General features: G+C 43.2%; 13 protein-coding genes. 9 read left to right on the top strand and 4 right to left on the bottom strand.

Translation table 11 applies throughout. From position 1 onward, the window contains the following. Positions 1-53: 53 nt before the first annotated feature. Positions 54-2,927, top strand: a complete 2,874-nt coding sequence (locus tag DZ860_RS12570) for a valine--tRNA ligase (RefSeq protein ID WP_120031768.1) — start codon at positions 54-56, stop codon at positions 2,925-2,927. 121 nt (positions 2,928-3,048) lie between these two features. On the opposite strand, the gene DZ860_RS12565 is transcribed toward DZ860_RS12570, so the two are convergent. From DZ860_RS12565 to rapA, 3 genes are all read right to left on the bottom strand, one after another. Further along, positions 3,049-4,011: a D-2-hydroxyacid dehydrogenase gene (locus DZ860_RS12565; protein WP_120031766.1), complete on the bottom strand. Its 963-nt coding sequence runs from the start codon at positions 4,009-4,011 to the stop codon at positions 3,049-3,051. Positions 4,012-4,045: 34 nt separating this feature from the next. Beyond that, positions 4,046-4,798, bottom strand: a complete 753-nt coding sequence (gene rluA, locus DZ860_RS12560; protein WP_120031764.1) for a bifunctional tRNA pseudouridine(32) synthase/23S rRNA pseudouridine(746) synthase RluA — start codon at positions 4,796-4,798, stop codon at positions 4,046-4,048. Positions 4,799-4,869: 71 nt separating this feature from the next. Then, positions 4,870-7,776 carry an RNA polymerase-associated protein RapA gene (rapA, locus tag DZ860_RS12555; RefSeq protein ID WP_120031762.1) on the bottom strand — a complete coding sequence of 969 codons (2,907 nt, stop codon included), beginning with the start codon at positions 7,774-7,776 and terminating at the stop codon, positions 4,870-4,872. A gap of 428 nt (positions 7,777-8,204) precedes the next feature. On the opposite strand from rapA, the gene DZ860_RS12550 reads away from it, so the two are divergent. The 5 genes from DZ860_RS12550 to DZ860_RS12530 all read left to right on the top strand — a co-directional run bounded on the left by DZ860_RS12550 (position 8,205) and on the right by DZ860_RS12530 (position 12,918). Further along, entirely contained in the window at positions 8,205-9,581 is a 1,377-nt protein-coding gene (locus DZ860_RS12550; RefSeq protein WP_120031760.1) for a PhoH family protein, read from the top strand. 117 nt (positions 9,582-9,698) lie between these two features. Then, positions 9,699-10,703, top strand: coding sequence for an ornithine carbamoyltransferase (gene argF / locus DZ860_RS12545; RefSeq protein WP_120031759.1), 1,005 nt, complete (start codon positions 9,699-9,701; stop codon positions 10,701-10,703). Between the two features lie 251 nt (positions 10,704-10,954). Then, on the top strand, positions 10,955-11,884 hold the full coding sequence (gene pyrB / locus DZ860_RS12540) for an aspartate carbamoyltransferase (protein ID WP_120031757.1): 930 nt from the start codon (positions 10,955-10,957) through the stop codon (positions 11,882-11,884). Between the two features lie 17 nt (positions 11,885-11,901). Beyond that, positions 11,902-12,363, top strand: coding sequence for an aspartate carbamoyltransferase regulatory subunit (pyrI, locus tag DZ860_RS12535; RefSeq protein ID WP_120031755.1), 462 nt, complete (start codon positions 11,902-11,904; stop codon positions 12,361-12,363). Between the two features lie 165 nt (positions 12,364-12,528). After that, positions 12,529-12,918 carry a RidA family protein gene (locus DZ860_RS12530; RefSeq protein WP_120031753.1) on the top strand — a complete coding sequence of 130 codons (390 nt, stop codon included), beginning with the start codon at positions 12,529-12,531 and terminating at the stop codon, positions 12,916-12,918. A gap of 116 nt (positions 12,919-13,034) precedes the next feature. On the opposite strand, the gene djlA is transcribed toward DZ860_RS12530, so the two are convergent. Continuing rightward, the gene (djlA, locus tag DZ860_RS12525) at positions 13,035-13,874 is read right to left on the bottom strand and encodes a co-chaperone DjlA (protein WP_120031751.1); all 840 of its coding nucleotides are present in this window, start codon (positions 13,872-13,874) and stop codon (positions 13,035-13,037) included. Between the two features lie 148 nt (positions 13,875-14,022). Between djlA and lptD the strand changes: the two genes are divergently transcribed. Genes lptD through pdxA form a run of 3 tightly spaced genes read left to right on the top strand, consistent with a single transcriptional unit; the run spans position 14,023 to position 18,699 of the window. Further along, a complete protein-coding gene (gene lptD, locus DZ860_RS12520; protein WP_120031749.1) occupies positions 14,023-16,362 on the top strand; it encodes an LPS assembly protein LptD in 2,340 nt (779 codons plus the stop codon). 50 nt (positions 16,363-16,412) lie between these two features. After that, on the top strand, positions 16,413-17,708 hold the full coding sequence (gene surA, locus DZ860_RS12515; protein ID WP_120031747.1) for a peptidylprolyl isomerase SurA: 1,296 nt from the start codon (positions 16,413-16,415) through the stop codon (positions 17,706-17,708). Then, entirely contained in the window at positions 17,698-18,699 is a 1,002-nt protein-coding gene (gene pdxA, locus DZ860_RS12510; RefSeq protein WP_120031745.1) for a 4-hydroxythreonine-4-phosphate dehydrogenase PdxA, read from the top strand. Before surA ends, pdxA begins: the two co-directional genes overlap by 11 nt. Positions 18,700-18,762 lie beyond the last annotated feature (63 nt).

The raw sequence follows: 18,762 nt of genomic DNA, 5'->3' as shown, positions 1-18,762 counted from the left end.
CAGCCAACGACGTTATAAGTTCAAATATGAAGAAGAGCCCATGAAAGAGCGCTATGGAAAAGATATATAACCCAACTTCAATCGAACAAGCTTTATACCAAGCTTGGGAAGAGAAAGGCTACTTTAAGCCACACGGTGACACGACTAAAGAAGCTTACAGCATCATGATCCCGCCACCGAACGTCACTGGTAGCCTACACATGGGCCACGCGTTCCAAGATACCATTATGGATACTTTGATCCGTGCTGAGCGTATGAAGGGTAAAAACACCCTTTGGCAAGTAGGTACAGACCATGCTGGCATCGCGACTCAAATGGTTGTTGAGCGTAAAATTGCTGCTGAAGAAGGCAAAACAAAACACGACTACGGCCGTGACGCATTCATCGACAAAATCTGGGAATGGAAAGCTGAGTCTGGCGGCACCATCACTAAGCAACTTCGTCGCTTAGGCGCATCTGTTGACTGGGATCGTGAACGATTCACTATGGATGACGGCCTATCAAATGCCGTTCAAGAAGTATTCGTTCGTCTGTATGAAGATGACTTAATCTACCGTGGTAAACGTCTGGTTAACTGGGATCCAAAACTGCACACTGCAATTTCTGATCTTGAAGTTGAAAACAAAGACAAAAAAGGCCACATGTGGCATTTCCGCTACCCATTAGCAAATGGCGTGAAAACTTCAGACGGCAAAGACTACATTGTCGTTGCAACAACTCGTCCTGAAACCATGCTTGGCGATACTGGCGTTGCGGTAAACCCTGAAGATCCTCGTTACAAAGATCTGATTGGTAAAGAAATCCTACTTCCTATCGTAAACCGTCTCATCCCAATCGTTGGTGACGAGCACGCTGATATGGAAAAAGGTACTGGTTGTGTGAAAATCACACCGGCACACGATTTCAACGACTACGAAGTTGGTAAGCGCAATAAGCTACCAATGATCAACATCCTAACGTTCAACGCTGATATTCGTGATGCGGCTGAAGTCTTCACCACAAATGGCGAAGAAAGTGATGTATACAGCACTGAACTTCCAGCTAAATACCATGGCATGGAGCGTTTTGCTGCACGTAAAGCGATCGTTGATGAGTTTAAAGAGCTTGGCCTACTAGACGAAATCAAAGACCACGACCTAACCGTTCCTTACGGCGACCGTGGTGGTGTTGTTATCGAACCAATGCTTACAGACCAATGGTATGTGCGTGCTGCACCACTAGCAGAACCAGCTGTTAAAGCCGTTGAAGATGGCGAAATCCAATTCGTTCCTAAGCAATACGAAAACATGTATTTCTCTTGGATGCGTGACATTCAAGACTGGTGTATCTCTCGTCAGCTTTGGTGGGGTCACCGCATCCCTGCATGGTACGATAACGATGGCAACGTATACGTTGGCCGCAGTGAAGAAGAAGTTCGTGCAAACAACAATTTAGCGCCTGTTATTATTCTACGCCAAGACGACGATGTATTAGATACATGGTTCTCTTCTGCTCTATGGACATTTGGTACTCAAGGCTGGCCTGAGCAAACTGAAGATCTGAAAACATTCCACCCTTCTGATGTTCTTGTTACTGGTTTTGACATCATCTTCTTCTGGGTTGCGCGTATGATCATGATGACCATGCACTTCAACAAAGATGAAAACGGTAAATCACAAGTACCATTTAAAACAGTTTACGTGACTGGTCTTATCCGTGACGAAAACGGCGACAAAATGTCGAAGTCGAAAGGTAACGTGCTTGACCCTATCGATATGATTGATGGTATCGATCTAGAGTCTCTTGTTGAAAAACGTTGTGGCAACATGATGCAGCCTCAACTTGCAGCGAAGATTGAGAAAAACACACGTAAGACATTTGAAAACGGTATCGAACCATACGGTACTGATGCACTACGTTTCACTCTAGCAGCAATGGCTTCAACAGGTCGTGATATCAACTGGGATATGAAGCGCCTTGAGGGTTACCGTAACTTCTGTAACAAACTATGGAACGCTAGCCGTTACGTATTAATGAATACAGAAGAGCACGATTGTGGCATGACATTGTCAGCTGAAGATCGTGCAAATATGGAGTTCTCACTAGCAGACAAATGGATCGAATCTCAGTTTGAAATGGCTGCGAAAGAGTTTAATGCTCACCTAGACAACTTCCGTCTAGACATGGCAGCGAACACGCTTTACGAATTCATCTGGAACCAATTCTGTGACTGGTACTTAGAGCTAACTAAGCCTGTTCTATGGAAAGGTACTGAAGCACAACAACAAGCAACTCGTTACACGCTGATCACGGTTCTTGAGAAAACGCTACGTCTTGCTCACCCGGTACTTCCGTACATCACTGAATCTATCTGGCTAAGTATTAAGCCAATGATTGATGGTGTAGATGGTGAGACGATCATGACTCAAGCTCTGCCTCAATTTAACGCAGACAACTACGATGCAGATATTGTTGCAGATATCGAGTGGGTGAAATCATTCATCACTGCGATTCGTAACCTACGTGCAGAGTACGACATTGCGCCAAGCAAAGGCTTAGACGTAATGATCAAAGTTGCTGACGAAAAAGATGCAGCGCGTATTGAAGCGAACAAGATCGTTCTTAATTCTCTAGCGAAATTAGACAGCATGAAAGTGTTGCTTGATGGCGAAGAGACACCAGCATGTGCGACTAAGCTTGTGGGCAAATCAGAGTTGATGATCCCAATGGCTGGCCTAATCGACAAAGATGCAGAACTTGCACGTCTTGATAAAGAAGTGGCTAAAACACACGGTGAAATTAAGCGTATCGAAGGTAAGCTAGGTAACGAAGGTTTCGTAGCAAAAGCTCCTGAAGCGGTTATCGCGAAAGAACGTGAGAAGCTAGAAGGCTACCAAGAAACACTAGTGAAACTAGAAGAGCAAAAAGCGACTATCGCAGCTCTTTAAGTGACATAGCACCAGATTTCATCTCGAAATCTAGTTAAGCAAAAAGGCAGCGAATTCGCTGCCTTTTTTCATATTAATCTTCATACGCCGTACAAAAAATCATAGGTTCTAGTAAGAGCTATTAGACAATTCTATTTTGCTCTCGCCCCTCGACAAAAGCCGCAATATTTTCAATAAGAATCGTTGCCAAACGTTGAATCGCACTATCACTCCCCCAAGCGATATGAGGAGTAAGTAATAAATTGGGTAAGTGGATATTAGCCAGCAGTGGATTAGTTTCATCTGCAGGTTCTTGAGTAAATACATCCACGCCTGCTGCTGCGATAACGCCCTCTTTTAAGGCATGAACTAACGCTTGTTCATCCACTAATCCCCCTCGACCCGTATTAATCAAAATGGCGTTCGCTTTCATTTGTGACAACTCTTTTGCACCGATCAAATGATGAGTTTGCTTATCCAGCGGACAATGCAAAGAAAGTACATCAGAAACCATCAACACTTGTTCAAAGGGAACGTAACCCGAACGGCATTGTGAAGCTCCTTTTCGCTCAGCAAAAATAACTTTCATTCCGACCGCTTTCGCTAATGTCTCCATGGCGCGCCCGAGCTTGCCACTACCGATAATTCCCATGGTTGAGCCCGCGATATCACCAATTGGGTGAGTAAAAAAACAAAACTGCTTATTTCTCTGCCATTCCCCTGCTGCAATATCGCGATGATAGCCCATCAAATTACGCCTTAGAGCGAATATCATCGCAAGTACGTGCTCTGGCACTGACTGAGTGGCATAGCCTTGTACATTACTTACGGCAATCGCATGTTCTTGGCAAAAGGACGTATCAACGTTATTAAATCCCGTCGCGCAAAGCGCAATCAACTGCAACTTAGGTAACTGACACAATACCTCTGCATCTAGGACAACTTTATTGATGATAACAATATCAGCATCTTGAAGGCGCTCGACCACGAGTTCAGGAGGGGTAAAGTCATACTCTAACCATTGGTGATCAAAAGGGAGATGGGGAAGTTCAATGTGAGTAGGGATCGTGGCTCGATCTAAAAAGACAACGGTAGGCAGTGACATAGGTTTCTCCTTATTTCACTGCCTAATACGGATATTAAGGTCTTGGCAGCGTTTTATAATCTGGTAATTTTCGTGCGGGATCGAAGTAGTTAAAGATTAGCTCTTCTGCCTCAGGATAAAAATCACAAGGAACAAAAATACTGCGTAACCAATCACTTTTCGGATGATAAAAACTTAGCTCGGCAGCATGCAGTTCTAGACGTGGTGAAAAAGCATAGGCATCTTCATTTGCATAGAACTCGTCACCAACAATCGCGTGACCAAGCGCTTGCATATGTACTCGAAGTTGATGTGAGCGCCCTGTAATCGGCAGCAAACGTACAATAGTCGTTTTCACGCCACCAGCATGCTCTTCTCGTTTTGCCACCTGAAATAGTGTTTTCGATGATTTACCCTGTTCAAAGCAAACTTTCTGCAAAGGACGATTTGGCCAATCACAAATCAATGGCAAATCAATTTCACCTTCCTCTTGTTCAAGATGCCCCCACACGCGAGCATAATAAACTTTGTGAGTTAAGCGGTATTGGAACTGTTTTTTTAACGCACTTTCCGCATGTTTGTGTTTCGCTAACACCATCAAACCAGACGTACACATATCTAAACGGTGCACAACTTGAATATCAGGGTAACTCTCCTGCAAACGACTCCACATACTGTCACGGTGCTCAGGTAAACGCCCCGGAACCGACAATAAGCCAGACGGCTTATTAACCGCTAGAATGTGTTCATCTTCAAAAACGATATTAACCCAAGGATCTGTCGGTGGGTTATATTCCAGCATTGCCATATCAAAATCTCTAAAAAAAGCCCGGTACTACCGGGCCTTATACCAATCTAAATAAATACTTTAATAACCAACTAGTTATGGCTAACAACGATCATGCGCAATGAATCTAACTGGTATTGAGCTTGGCTAATGTAACCAGTAAGTTCTTTGATTTGAGCTTCGATAATCTCAAGCTCTTCATCACGAATGTTAGGGTTCACCGCTTTTAATGCTTGTAAGCGTTCAAGTTCCGAATTTAAGCTAGTTTGCATTTCTTGCTGAGCTTGCTCACGGATAGCTGTCACATGATCAACAACCAATGTTTCACCCACAGCGATCAATTGATGAACTTGAGCTTGTACCGATGACACAAGCTTAGTCGCAATATGTCGACCTACTGGACTTAATTGACGGTTAAAGCTTTCAAACTCAACCTGAGCAGAGAGATCGTTACCTTTTCCATCCAACATAATACGAATTGGTGTTTGAGGTAAGAAACGAGTAATACCACTACGTTTCGGCGCTTGTGCATCAACTTTATAAATCAGTTCAAGCAGCATAGTGCCCACTGGCAAGGCTTTATTTTTCAATAAAGAAACCGCTGAAGTTCCCACACCCTCACTCATTAGTAAGTCGATACCACCTTGGATCATTGGGTGTTCCCAACTAATGAAGTTCATATCTTCACGAGATAATGCGGTATCACGGTCAAACGTGATCGTCGCCCCTTCGTAAGGCAAACCTGGGTAACTTGGAACCATCATGTGCTCTGATGGCGTCACAACCAGTGCATTTTCACCTTTATCATCTTGGTTCAAACCAATAGTGTCAAACAGGCTTAGTGCGAACGTGACTAAGTTAGTATCACCGTCGGTTGCCGAAATTTTCTCAACTATCGCTTGCGCTTTCTCACCACCATTTGAGTGCATTTCAAGTAAGCGGTCACGACCTTGTTCGAGTTGTGCTTTCAGCTCTTTATTCATTTTTGCTGATTCAGCAATGACATCATCTAATTCTGAGATATCACCAGACGCCAGCATTTCAATCAAAGTATCTGAGTACTTATCATAAACGGCACGACCTGTCGGGCAAGTTTCCGCAAAGGCATTTAAGCCCTCATCAAACCAACGAGCCAAAATCGCTTGTGAAGTACCTTGTAGATAAGGAACGTGGATGTCGATATCACGGTTTTGACCAATTCGATCCAAACGACCAATACGTTGTTCCAGCAAATCAGGGTTGAACGGCAAGTCAAACATAACCAACTGATTAGCAAACTGGAAGTTACGACCTTCAGAGCCAATTTCACTACAAATTAGAACCTGAGCACCACCCTCTTCCTGAGCAAAATAAGCGGCAGCTTTATCTCGTTCAAGAATCGACATTCCCTCATGGAATACAGTTGCTCGAATACCTTCACGCTCGCGTAATGCCTGCTCTAGCTGAAGTGCAGTGCTTGCACGAGAAGCAATAACAAGAATTTTTTCACTGCGTTTATCTGTCACTTTTTCTAGCAACCAGTTTACACGTGAATCAAACTGCCACCATGTTGCGTCATCGCCTTCAAACTCTTGAAAAATCTCTTCTGGATAAAGGTTTTTCATCGCTCGAGCTTCTGGCGTCATCTTGCCGCCAATCATGCCCGATACACGCATTGATGTAGTGTATTGCTGCGGAATCGGCATTGGCAATAAATTCACATTACGCTTAGGAAAACCTTTAATCGCAGCGCGAGTATTACGGAATAACACACGTCCGGTACCATGACGATCCATTAAGTTATCAATCAACTCTTGGCGTGCTGCGGCTTTTTCTTCTTCATTGCTGCCACTTTCGATAATACGGAATAATGGCTCAACATCTTGTTCTGAAAGCAGTTCGGTAATTTGATTTTTTGCCGCGTCAGGTAGCGCTTCTCCAGAGAATAACGCACTCACAGAGTCCGCGACTGGAGCGTATTGTTCTTCTTCTTGGACAAACGCGTCATAATCATAGAAACGGTCAGGATCGAGCAAGCGTAGACGAGCAAAGTGACTCTCACGACCTAATTGCTCAGGGGTAGCTGTAAGCAATAAGACACCCGGTGTCTTTTCCGCTAAACCCTCAACAACTTGATACTCGCGGCTTGGCTTGTCTTGGCTCCATTCAAGGTGATGAGCTTCATCAACCACCAAAAGATCCCATTCCCCTTCCATCGCTTGTTCAAAACGCTTACGACTCTTGCGTAAAAAGTCGAGAGAGCATAATACATATTGCTGAGTATCAAATGGGTTCTCTGCATCTGCGTAAGATTCGATACAACGTTCTTCATCAAAAATAGAGAAATGCAGGTTAAAGCGACGCAACATTTCAACTAACCATTGATGCTGCAATGTTTCAGGTACCACAATCAAGATACGCTCAGCACGGCCAGCCAACACTTGTTGGTGAATGATCATGCCAGCTTCGATAGTTTTACCTAAACCCACTTCATCAGCCAATAAAACGCGAGGTGCGTGACGACGCCCAACTTCATGAGCAATATATAACTGGTGAGGAATTAACCCAGCGCGCATACCACAAAGTCCACGCATAGGACTTTTATGCTGAGCATATTGGTTTTGTAGCGCACGGTAACGAAGCACAAAATTGTCCATACGATCAATTTGACCAGCAAACAATTTATCTTGTGGTTTATTAAAACGAATTTGGTTGCTTAGCATGATCTCACGCATACGAATCTCTTCGCCCGTATCTTCACGCGTGCCTATATAAGTAAACAGACCTTGCTCTTCGATCACTTCTTCTACTTTTAGTGACCAGCCTTCTTGGCTTTCTACGGTGTCACCAGCATTAAATACAACTCGGGTCACTGGTGCATCGGTGCGAGCATAAACACGATTCTCTTCAGATGCAGCAAACATCAAGGTAACAGTTCGTACATCTAGAGCAATAACCGTACCTAAACCTAGGTCGCTCTCCGTTTCGCTAATCCAGCGTTGGCCCAAAGCAAATGTCATGAATCGACTACCTCAAAACTTGATTTATTAAAAATGGATCTATTTATAGTAGGCCACATATGAGACCACTGACGGGGAATAAATATGCGTCAGCCGTGGCTTAGAAAAGGTCGCTAATGTTACTTGAAGCTGTGATATAGGTCACGTACAAAGACCGCAAAATGAACATTTTTTTATCAACATTCTGGTTGGCATCAAACTGTAAAAAAACCGTGTCACAACAATTAATGTTGTGACTTATAATTTAAACAAGTATCAGTATTCGTTTATCCACCAATAACTCTGGTACTTAGGATGAAAAGCAACAGGATTTGCAGGCTACATCAGTAAATAGGCCTGTAAAAAACCGACAACACCGACGGTTTGTGACTGCTTCTAGCAATCTTAAATCTGAGGTAGGCAAGTCGCTATGCGGCAAGGAGACGCTTATGGGTGATACGGAGCGAAAAATATTCGTCCTCGATACCAACATTCTTCTTCATGAACCACTCGCTATTTATTCCTTTCAAGAACACGACGTCGTCATTCCGATGACTGTCCTCGAAGAACTAGACCGAATTAAAGACAGTAAACGAGATGTCGCCCGAGACGCGCGGGTCGCAATACGAGCACTGGAATCGCTATTCTCCGATGCTACACCCGACGATATTTCAACAGGCATTCCGATCAATAAAGAAAAAGAGGATGCTGGTCATGTCGCCATTTTGGCGGATTTTGAATTGCAAGAAACCGTCAAGGCATTCGCGGACAAAGCGGGAGATAACCGAATTCTCAATGCCGTACTTTTCTTGCAAAACAAACGCGCCCCTCGTGATGTCATTCTGGTCACGAAAGATATCAATATGCGTCTCAGAGCAAAAGGGGCTGGGGTTCGCTTTGTTGAAGACTATCGCACCGATCAATTGATTGATGATGTCCAATACCTCACCAAAGGATTTCAGCAAGTTGAGGGGCGATTCTGGGACAAGGTTGATCAAGTAAATAGTGTCAATATTGCTGGGAAGACCCTCCACACACTAAAGCGTGCCTCTTTCGAGCCGACTTACCTCAATCAGTACATGGTCGATGAAGAAAGCGACTTTGCTGGGCGTGTTGAATGCTTAAGCAACGAAACGCTCACCTTGCGAGATCTGAGTCGTGAACGTTTACTCAATCGACGAGCTTGGGATATTCGACCAAAGAATATTTATCAAGCAATGGCATTAGATGCCCTACTTGATCCTGACATTGATTTAGTCATTCTCACTGGTGCTGCTGGTAGTGGTAAAACCTTACTGGCTCTTGCTAGCGCATTAGAACAAACCATAGAAAAAGGGATGTTCGATAAGATCATTGTTACTCGTAATACCCCTGATATTGGTGAGTCGATTGGTTTTCTTCCCGGCAGTGAGGAAGAAAAAATGCTGCCATGGCTTGCAGCCGTCACTGATACCTTAGAAGCGTTACATAAACACGATCATTGCACAGAAGGGTCACTAAAATATATTTGTGATAAAGCCAATATTCAATTCAAGTCCATTAATTTCATGCGTGGTCGTTCGATACAAAATGCATTTGTTCTACTCGATGAATGCCAAAATCTAACGGCCTCCCAAATCAAAACCATCATCACCCGCTGCGGTGAGGGAACCAAAATTGTCTGCTCGGGGAATCTCGCGCAGATAGACTCCCACTACCTCACTCCTGTCACATCAGGATTAACCTATATGGTCGAACGTTTCCGACATTTTGAAGGCAGTGCGAACATTCATTTAAATGGCGTAGTAAGAAGTCGTTTAGCTGAGTTTGCGGAAGAGAATTTATAATCACAAAAACTGGGGTATATTGCATACCCCATCATTTAATTAAAATAATTATTCACAAACAGTGGTTTTTTATGTTTAACTAGAGCTCTTCGATAATGATTGTTCAAGGACTGAATAATGGCTTTTAACTTACGTAACCGCAATTTCCTCAAGCTATTGGATTTCACCCCGAAAGAGATTCAATTTTTGCTCGATCTTTCTGCTGATCTAAAAAAAGCAAAATACGCTGGCACTGAGCAACAATCCCTAAAAGGGAAAAACATTGCTTTGATCTTTGAAAAAGCATCCACACGAACTCGTTGCGCTTTTGAAGTCGCAGCGTTCGACCAAGGCGCTCAAGTTTCTTATCTCGGCCCATCAGGCTCTCAAATTGGTCACAAAGAGTCGATGAAAGACACCGCTCGTGTTTTAGGTGGGATGTATGACGGTATTGAATACCGAGGTTTTGGACAAGCCATTGTCGAAGAGTTAGGGGCTCATGCTGGTGTTCCTGTGTGGAATGGATTAACCGATGAATTTCATCCCACCCAAATTCTCGCTGATTTTCTCACCATGCTTGAGCATGGCCGTGGAAAACAACTGCACGAAATCACTTTCGCTTATTTAGGGGATGCCCGTAACAATATGGGTAATTCACTGATGGTGGGAGCTGCTAAAATGGGAATGGATATTCGTTTAGTTGCGCCAAAACAATTTTGGCCAGAACAAGAGTTGGTTGAACAATGCAATCAAATCGCGCAATCAACTGGTGCAAAAATCACACTGACTGAAAATGTTGAAGAGGGCGTTAAGGGCTGTGATTTTCTCTATACCGATGTCTGGGTTTCAATGGGAGAAGCCGCTGAAGCTTGGGATGAACGCGTCGCATTAATGACCCCCTATCAAATCAACATGAATGTGATCAAACTAACGGCAAATCCCCATGTGAAATTCATGCACTGCTTGCCCGCATTCCATAATGATGAAACCACTGTTGGTAAAGAAGTCTCTGAGAAATACGGTATGAAAGGTTTAGAAGTCACGGAAGAAGTTTTTGAATCTGAATACTCGATTGTATTTGATGAAGCAGAAAACCGTATGCACACAATCAAGGCGGTCATGGTGGCGACTCTTGGCTTGTAATCAGCACCCATATGTGACGTAACGCACAGTGTAATCGCTTGCGCTGAGGGATCTAGCGCGTATAATGCTCGGCAATTTGTCTGGGGATAGAGAAAAAATGCCACGGGATTGTTATTCTACGATGCACGTTACAACCAATAAGCTATGTTGCTTATTGGCCGGTTATTTTTCTATTTCTTCCAATTTTTAAAGCCTCCCAATTTGGGGGGCTTTTTTATTGCTTAAAATACACTCAGGTAGGGACGACGATTATGGTAAATACGCTTTATAAGAAGCACATCATCTCTATTCCAGAACTGTCTCGTGAAGAGCTGGAATTGATTGTCAAAACAGCGGGTCAACTCAAGGCTGAGCCAAACCCAAATTTGATTAAGAATAAGGTTGTTGCAAGTTGCTTCTTTGAACCGTCTACACGTACTCGTTTGTCGTTTGAAACGGCAATCCAGCGTATCGGTGGCGATGTTATTGGTTTTGATAACAGTGGTAACACTTCTCTCGCAAACAAAGGGGAGACACTGTCCGATTCTGTGCAAGTTATCTCTTCATATGTCGATGCATTCGTTATGCGCCACCCTCAAGAAGGCGCTGCTCGTCTCGCTTCTGAATTCTCTAATGGCGTACCAATTATTAACGCCGGTGACGGTGCCAACCAACATCCAACGCAAACCTTACTTGACCTATTCACGATTGCAGAAACCCAAGGTCGCCTAGATAATCTCAATGTAGCCTTTGTCGGTGATTTAAAATACGGACGCACCGTTCACTCATTGACTCAAGCACTCGCTAAATTTAACAACATCCGCTTTTTCTTTGTCGCTCCAGAAGCGTTAGCAATGCCAGACTATATCTGTGAAGAGCTTGATGAAGCAGGCATTGCTTATAGCTTACATACCGATATGGAAAGTGTGATTCCTGAATTGGACATTCTCTACATGACTCGCGTTCAAAAAGAGCGTTTTGATGAATCTGAATATGCCCACATCAAATCTGCTTACATTTTAACGGCGTCGATGTTAGAAAATGCCCGTGAGAATATGAAAGTACTGCACCCTCTTCCTCGTGTTGATGAAATCACAACCGATGTCGATGCCACACCACACGCTTACTTCTTCCAGCAAGCCGGTAATGGCGTTTATGCTCGTGAAGCACTGTTAGCACTTGTTCTTAATGAGACGTTGTAAGCGAGGGAGTACCTATCATGTCTAAAGAAACACAACTACAAGTTGAAGCAATAAAGAACGGCACAGTTATCGACCATATCCCAGCTCAAATCGGTATCAAGGTCTTAAAGCTGTTCAATATGCACAATTCAAATCAGCGCGTGACTATTGGTCTTAATTTGCCCTCTTCAGCATTAGGGCACAAAGATCTACTGAAAATAGAAAACGTGTTTATCAATGAAGAGCAAGCAAGCAAACTCGCGCTTTACGCACCTCATGCAACGGTTAACCAAATAGAAAATTATCAAGTGGTTAAGAAGTTGGCTCTTGAGCTTCCAGAACGTATCAATAACGTTTTTGAATGCCCAAACACCAACTGCATCACACATAATGAACCCGTTGAAAGTAGCTTCCGTATTTTTGAAAAAAATTCAGATATTCGCTTGAAGTGTAAATACTGTGAAAAAGTCTTTTCTCGTGAGATCGTAACTGAGCGTTAAACCATTTAGGTTATTGGTAACCTAATGCTCAATTGCTTTCAAAACACCTCGCTCTGCGGGGTGTTTTCTATTCAAGGTCAATTAACACATCACAATCAGGTTGAAGTTGAGTAATGATAAAGGCAAACTGAATTCCTTTATTTTGCTTAACCATTGGAAATATAAATGACTACAGTACTTCACACAGAATCAGCTCCTGCAGCGATCGGCCCATACGTTCAAGGCGTAGATTTAGGCAACATGGTACTAACATCTGGCCAAATCCCAGTAAACCCAGTGACGGGTGAAGTGTCAGCTGATATTGCCGTTCAAGCACGTCAATCTCTTGATAATGTAAAAGCGGTTGTAGAAGCATCAGGCTTAAGCGTAAAAGACATTGTGAAAATGACGGTATTCGTAAAAGACCTTAATGATTTCGGTACAGTCAACGAAGTGTACGGTAACTTCTTTGATGAGCATGAAGTCGCTAACTACCCTGCTCGTTCTTGCGTTGAAGTTGCGCGTCTACCAAAAGATGTTGGCATTGAAATCGAAGCGATTGCAGTTCGTAAGTAATCTTATTTACGACAAGAAAGTACAAAGGCGAGCATGAGCTCGCCTTTTCTTTATCCCCTATGCCGTAAAAAACTAAAAGCGACGATGGGGATATGATGATATTACGTTCTAAAACGTTACTTAAATCCTTTGGATTTTTTAATTAAATCATAAGCATTTTGAATTTCTTGTGATTTTTCTTTTGCCACGTTCATCATTTCAGGTGGTAAGCCTTTTGCCATCAATTTGTCTGGATGGTGTTCATTCATCAATTTACGGTGCGCTCGTTTGACTTCTTTCGCTTCTGCGTTTTCATCCACACCCAGTACTTTATAAGCATCGCTTAACTGGCTAGCAGAAGAAGCTTGTTGCCAATCGCCTTGGTAACCGCCCTGTTTGAAACCGCTCTGTTGGAAACGAAATGCCGCTTCTTGCATACGTAAACGCTGTTCTAATTGCTGGATAGAGAAACCAAGTCTAGTTGCAATACGGTGCAGCATTTCTCGTTCGCTCGAGTGCAAACTACCATCGGCGAAAGCCCCTGAAATTTGCAGTTCCAAGAAAAACTGCAGTAAATCAAAACGATCACCAGCAGAAATACGCACTCGTTCAAGCACTTCATCTAAAGGAAAATCTGCTTCTTTACCTACACGGAATGCGTCTTGTGCAGCGGCACGCTGCTCACCATGCAGGCCCATGCGATCCATCATATCGCTAGCCAGCAAAATCTCTTCTTTTGTGACCTGACCATTCACTTTTGCCAGGTGTCCCATTACCGAAAACGCTGCTTTAAAAAATTCAGCTTGTCGTTCACGTGGGTTCGGACCCGAGCCAAAAGCACTCGTTCTAAAGCCAGCCCGACTCAATCGACGAGCTCTATCAAACTGGTGGCCAAGAAATAGACCAAATACAGCACCAAAGGGCCCACCGAACAGGTAACCGAAAAATGTGCCTAGGATTTTGCCAAAAATACGCATTATGTGCTCTCAATCTCTGAATTTTTTCATCGTAAAGCGGTCTGATAGTGCCGGACGCTTTAATTTCCTTTATGATAAAGTCCGTTTTATTTTACATTCGGTTGTCTATTCACCGGATATATCAAGTTCAACAGGATAGTAAAACTCGATGTTACGTTTCCCCCGTACCTTGTTAGCCGTTTCCATTAGTGCTGTGTTCTTTGCGCCTCAGACTCTAGCTCAAGAAACAATGACCCACGATAGTGAGCCTAAGTTGCCACCTATCGACCAATGCTTGATCAATGAACCTGAATCAGAGAATCCAAATCAAGAGCCTATTAATATCGAAGCCGACAGCCTAGAAGCCGTCAATGGCGACAAAGCGAATTACAAAGGTAATGTCGTCGTTACGCAAGGCAAAAAACGCATGATTGCGGATAAGGTAACTCTGCACGAAAAAGAAAACATCGCAGTTGCCGAGGGTAATGTTACGTTCAGTGATGGTGAATTGAAAACCATTTCTGACAAAGCAACAAATAACTTAAACACCGATGAAGTCACGCTAGAAAATACCAAATACCAGTTCCTTTGTGAACCTGGTAGAGGCGAAGCTGTTTATATTTCTAAAACGGGCAAAGCAGTCTATGAAGTTGAAGACGGTACGATCACCTCATGTCCAGTGGGCGATAATGCATGGCGTATGAGAGCCTCTAGTATCGACATTGACCAAAACGATGATGAAGCCACCTTCTATAACCCACGTTTTGAAGTCCTAAATGTGCCTATTTTCTATTTGCCATTTTTGACGGTACCTATTGGTGATACGCGTAAAACAGGTTTCCTATACCCAACCGTATCTTATGGTTCGAGCGATGGTTTTGAGCTGGATGTGCCTATCTATTGGAACATCGCTCCTAACTATGATCTTGAAACCACATTCCGCTATATGGAAAAACGGGGAACTCAACTTGATAGTACATTCCGTTATTTAAGCGATTTTGGTCACGGTCAAATTAAGTCGGAATACCTGCCTGACGATAAAAAGAATCCAGAACTTGGTGACCGCTGGGGTTTCCAATACACGCACAGTGGTATTTTCAATCAAGTGTGGAAGTTTGATATTGATTACTCAAAAGTGAGTGATATTCGTTATTTCAACGATATGGACTCTGGTATTGGTAATCAAGAAGATGGACAGTTACTACAAGAGGGGCGCGCAACCTATCGTTCTGAAAACTGGGATACCTCGCTATTAGTGCGAGACTTCCAAGTATTAACGGCCACTAACAACTTACCATATCGCTTACTACCGCAAGTATCGTTTAACTACTATGCGCCAGAAGTGATGCGCTATCTTAACTTTGATGTCGTCAGCCATATCTCACACTTTGATACTGATGCACCGGGTAAACCATCAGCAACACGTTTACACGTAGAACCTGGCTTTACCGTACCGATTGGCACCACGTGGGGAACGTGGACGACAGAGGCACGTTTACTGGGTACCTACTACCAACAAGATTTATCGGGTGTTACGGACAGTAAATTAGAGGAAAGTGTTACGCGTGTTATTCCTGAATTTCGCAGCCATGCCGGGCTAGTTCTCGAACGTGACACCACAATTTTTGACAATTACACACAAACCCTTGAACCACAACTTCAGTATGTGTATGTGCCAAGTGAAAACCAAGACATGATTGGCGACTACGACACGACACTATTACAAACTGACTACTATGGTCTATTTCGTAGCAGAAAATACAGTGGTGTAGATAAAATCGCGGCGGCAAATCAATTTAGCTATGGGGCATCGACTCGTTTCTTTGATGATGACTTCAAAGAGCGACTCAATATTTCCTTCGGGCAGATTTTCTACCTCAACAAAGATCTAAAAAATAATGAACTGAGTAATGTCAATACTGGCTCACTTCAGTCAGATCAATCGAACTATTCCGCTTGGGCGGTAGAAATGGATTTCAACTTTAATGACTATCTTTTCTATCACGGTGGAGTTCAATACGATATCGACTCTAAGGAAATGCAGCTAGGTAACAGCACCTTGGAATACAGATTTAACGGCGGTTATGTTCAAGGTAACTATCGTTATGTGTCGAAAGAATACTTGGATGACACGGTAGACTTTAATACCGATTCAATTACCAAAGATGGTATTTCACAGGCCGGTATACTGGCAGGTTATCGCTTCAACCGTAATTGGGATGGCGGAGCGCAATACTTCTATGATCTAACGACCGATGAAGCATTGGAATGGCTAGCTCGCATCAATTACACCTCTGATTGTTGGTATATTGGTTTTACATTCAGTAACCAACTGAAAGGAAATGGCTTGCTAGAAACACCACCAAATCCTGAATACGAAAACAACTTTACGGTGAACTTTGGTATCGTTGGTTTTGGCACATCAATTGGTGCAGGCTCAGGTATGAGTGGCCTAGACGATGCTGGTAACTCTTTAGGCTACGGCCGACCATTTTTCTTAAATAACTAATTACTGGCCAGCTAAGGAATTAGCTGGCACTGATGTCAATAGGACTACAAATGAAACTGTGGAAACAAACATTACTCGCTCTTATTGCAGCATGTCATTTTAGTGCTGCGCAAGCCGCGCCAGTAGCAATGGATAATGTAGCAGTTATTGTTAATGAAGGTGTTGTGTTACAAAGCGACATTAATACCGCAATGAAAACGCTAAAAGCAAATGCGCAAAAAAACGGCCAAGCGTTACCTGATGACAAGATATTGAAAGATCAAGTCACAGAAAAGCTCATCTTAGATGCAATTCAACAGCAAGAAGCTCAACGTATTGGCGTTCGTATTGATGATGCTCGTCTTAATGCAGCAATCGAAGAGATTGCTAAGAATAACAACCAAACTGTTGAACAGTTGATCTCAGCATTATCTGCTCAAGGATTAAGCTACCCTGAATTCCGCGAGCAAATTCGTAAAGAGATTGCCGTTAGTGAGGCTCGCAATGCTTTGGTTCGTCGACGTATCAATATACTTCCATCAGAAGTTGATAACTTAGCGAACATTTTGGCACAAGAAAGTGGTGCTACAGTTCAATACCACATTGGTCATATTCAGCTGCGTTTAGATGATGGCGAAGATAAAAGTAAAGTTGAGGCGCAAGCTAATGAACTGGTTAAACGCTTAAAAGATGGTGAAGACTTCAGTGCTTTAGCCTATACCTACTCAAAAGGACCTAAAGCACTGCAAGGTGGTGATTGGGGCTGGATGCAAAAAGAAGAAATGCCAACTATTTTTGCGGACCAAATTGGTCTACAAAATAAAGGCAGCATCATTGGGCCATTCCGCAGTGGTGTTGGTTTCCATATTCTGAAAATTGAAGACGTAAAAGGCCTAGAAACCGTTGCTGTAACTGAAGTGAATGCTCGCCATATCCTGATTAAGCCGACCGTCATTTTAAGTGATGACGGTGTAAAGAAAGAGCTTCAAGAAATCACTCGTGAAATCAATGCTGGTGAAGCAACCTTTGGCGAATTGGCTCAAAAATACAGCCAAGATCCAGGCTCTGCTGCTCAAAATGGTGAGCTAGGTTTCCAAACATCTGATCTTTACGTTCCTGAATTTAAACATCAAATCGATACATTACCTGTCGGTAAAATCAGTGAGCCATTCAAAACCGTACATGGTTGGCACATTGTTGAAGTTCTTGATCGCCGCGAAGTGGATAGAACCGATGCAGCGCTGAAAAACAAAGCATACCGAATTATCTTCAACCGTAAATTCAATGAAGAAACCAGTGCTTGGCTACAAGAAATTAGAGCGGCAGCTTTCGTTGAAGTCATTAAGGACAATGATGATGCCAATTAAGAAAATCGTCATTACCGCTGGGGAACCAGCGGGAATTGGCCCAGATCTCGTACTTGCTCTATCTAAAGAAGATTGGAGCCATCAACTGGTTATCTGTGCTGATAAAATGATGCTTGAACAACGGGCACAACAATTGGGCATTAGCGTTCAATTGATTGATTATGAACCAAACGCTGCGCCTCGCTCTCAACAAGCAGGTTCTTTGGTCGTTGATCATATTGCAACAACGAGTCCAGTGGTTGCTGGCGTACTTGATGAAACGAATGGTCATTATGTATTAAAAACACTAGAAAGAGCCGCTTTAGGCTGTATGAATGGTGAATTTGATGCTATTGTCACCGGCCCTGTACACAAAGGGGTAATTAACCGCGCAGGTGTCGCTTTTAGCGGCCACACTGAGTTTTTTGCGGAAAAATCAAATACCCCTTTAGTTGTCATGATGCTTGCAACGACTGGCTTAAGAGTTGCCTTGGCCACGACACATATTCCATTGGCGTATGTATCTAAAGCCGTCACAGCAGAACGCTTAGAGAGTATCATCGACATATTACATGCCGATCTGGTTGAAAAATTTGCTATTCCAGAACCGGTTATCTATGTTTGTGGATTAAACCCTCATGCAGGTGAAGATGGCTGCTTAGGTAGAGAGGAAATCGAAACGATAACCCCGACTCTAAATAAGATCCGCCAAGAAAAAGGCATCAATCTTATCGGCCCATTACCCGCCGATACGATTTTTAACGAGAAGTATCTCCAGCAAGCTGATGCCGTTTTAGGGATGTACCACGATCAGGTACTTCCTGTATTGAAATATAAAGGTTTTGGACGTTCGGTTAATATTACCTTAGGTCTACCGTTTATTAGGACTTCCGTTGATCACGGCACCGCGCTCGATCTGGCAGGAACAGGCAGTGCGGATACAGGGAGCTTTAAAACGGCGCTTGCTCACGCGATTGAGCTTGTCGACAAGAAAACTAATACCACCCAGTAAGTTAAGGTATTGCGAAAGTAATCTCTCTTTTTGGAGATGAGCGCTTCTACTTTAACTTTGATG

Source organism: Vibrio sinensis, assembly GCF_003605645.1.
GTDB lineage: Bacteria > Pseudomonadota > Gammaproteobacteria > Enterobacterales > Vibrionaceae > Vibrio > Vibrio sinensis.
Note: the sequence above shows the minus strand (reverse complement) of the source record. Positions and strands in the feature narration are given on the sequence as shown.

Excerpts from the sequence above, each read along its gene's own strand:
- DZ860_RS12570 (WP_120031768.1), top strand. The coding sequence starts at position 54 with ATGGAAAAGATATATAACCCAACTTCAATCGAACAAGCTTTATACCAA.
- DZ860_RS12565 (WP_120031766.1), bottom strand. The coding sequence starts at position 4,011 with ATGTCACTGCCTACCGTTGTCTTTTTAGATCGAGCCACGATCCCTACT.
- rluA (WP_120031764.1), bottom strand. The coding sequence starts at position 4,798 with ATGGCAATGCTGGAATATAACCCACCGACAGATCCTTGGGTTAATATC.
- rapA (WP_120031762.1), bottom strand. The coding sequence starts at position 7,776 with ATGACATTTGCTTTGGGCCAACGCTGGATTAGCGAAACGGAGAGCGAC.
- DZ860_RS12550 (WP_120031760.1), top strand. The coding sequence starts at position 8,205 with ATGGGTGATACGGAGCGAAAAATATTCGTCCTCGATACCAACATTCTT.
- argF (WP_120031759.1), top strand. The coding sequence starts at position 9,699 with ATGGCTTTTAACTTACGTAACCGCAATTTCCTCAAGCTATTGGATTTC.
- pyrB (WP_120031757.1), top strand. The coding sequence starts at position 10,955 with ATGGTAAATACGCTTTATAAGAAGCACATCATCTCTATTCCAGAACTG.
- pyrI (WP_120031755.1), top strand. The coding sequence starts at position 11,902 with ATGTCTAAAGAAACACAACTACAAGTTGAAGCAATAAAGAACGGCACA.
- DZ860_RS12530 (WP_120031753.1), top strand. The coding sequence starts at position 12,529 with ATGACTACAGTACTTCACACAGAATCAGCTCCTGCAGCGATCGGCCCA.
- djlA (WP_120031751.1), bottom strand. The coding sequence starts at position 13,874 with ATGCGTATTTTTGGCAAAATCCTAGGCACATTTTTCGGTTACCTGTTC.
- lptD (WP_120031749.1), top strand. The coding sequence starts at position 14,023 with ATGTTACGTTTCCCCCGTACCTTGTTAGCCGTTTCCATTAGTGCTGTG.
- surA (WP_120031747.1), top strand. The coding sequence starts at position 16,413 with ATGAAACTGTGGAAACAAACATTACTCGCTCTTATTGCAGCATGTCAT.
- pdxA (WP_120031745.1), top strand. The coding sequence starts at position 17,698 with ATGCCAATTAAGAAAATCGTCATTACCGCTGGGGAACCAGCGGGAATT.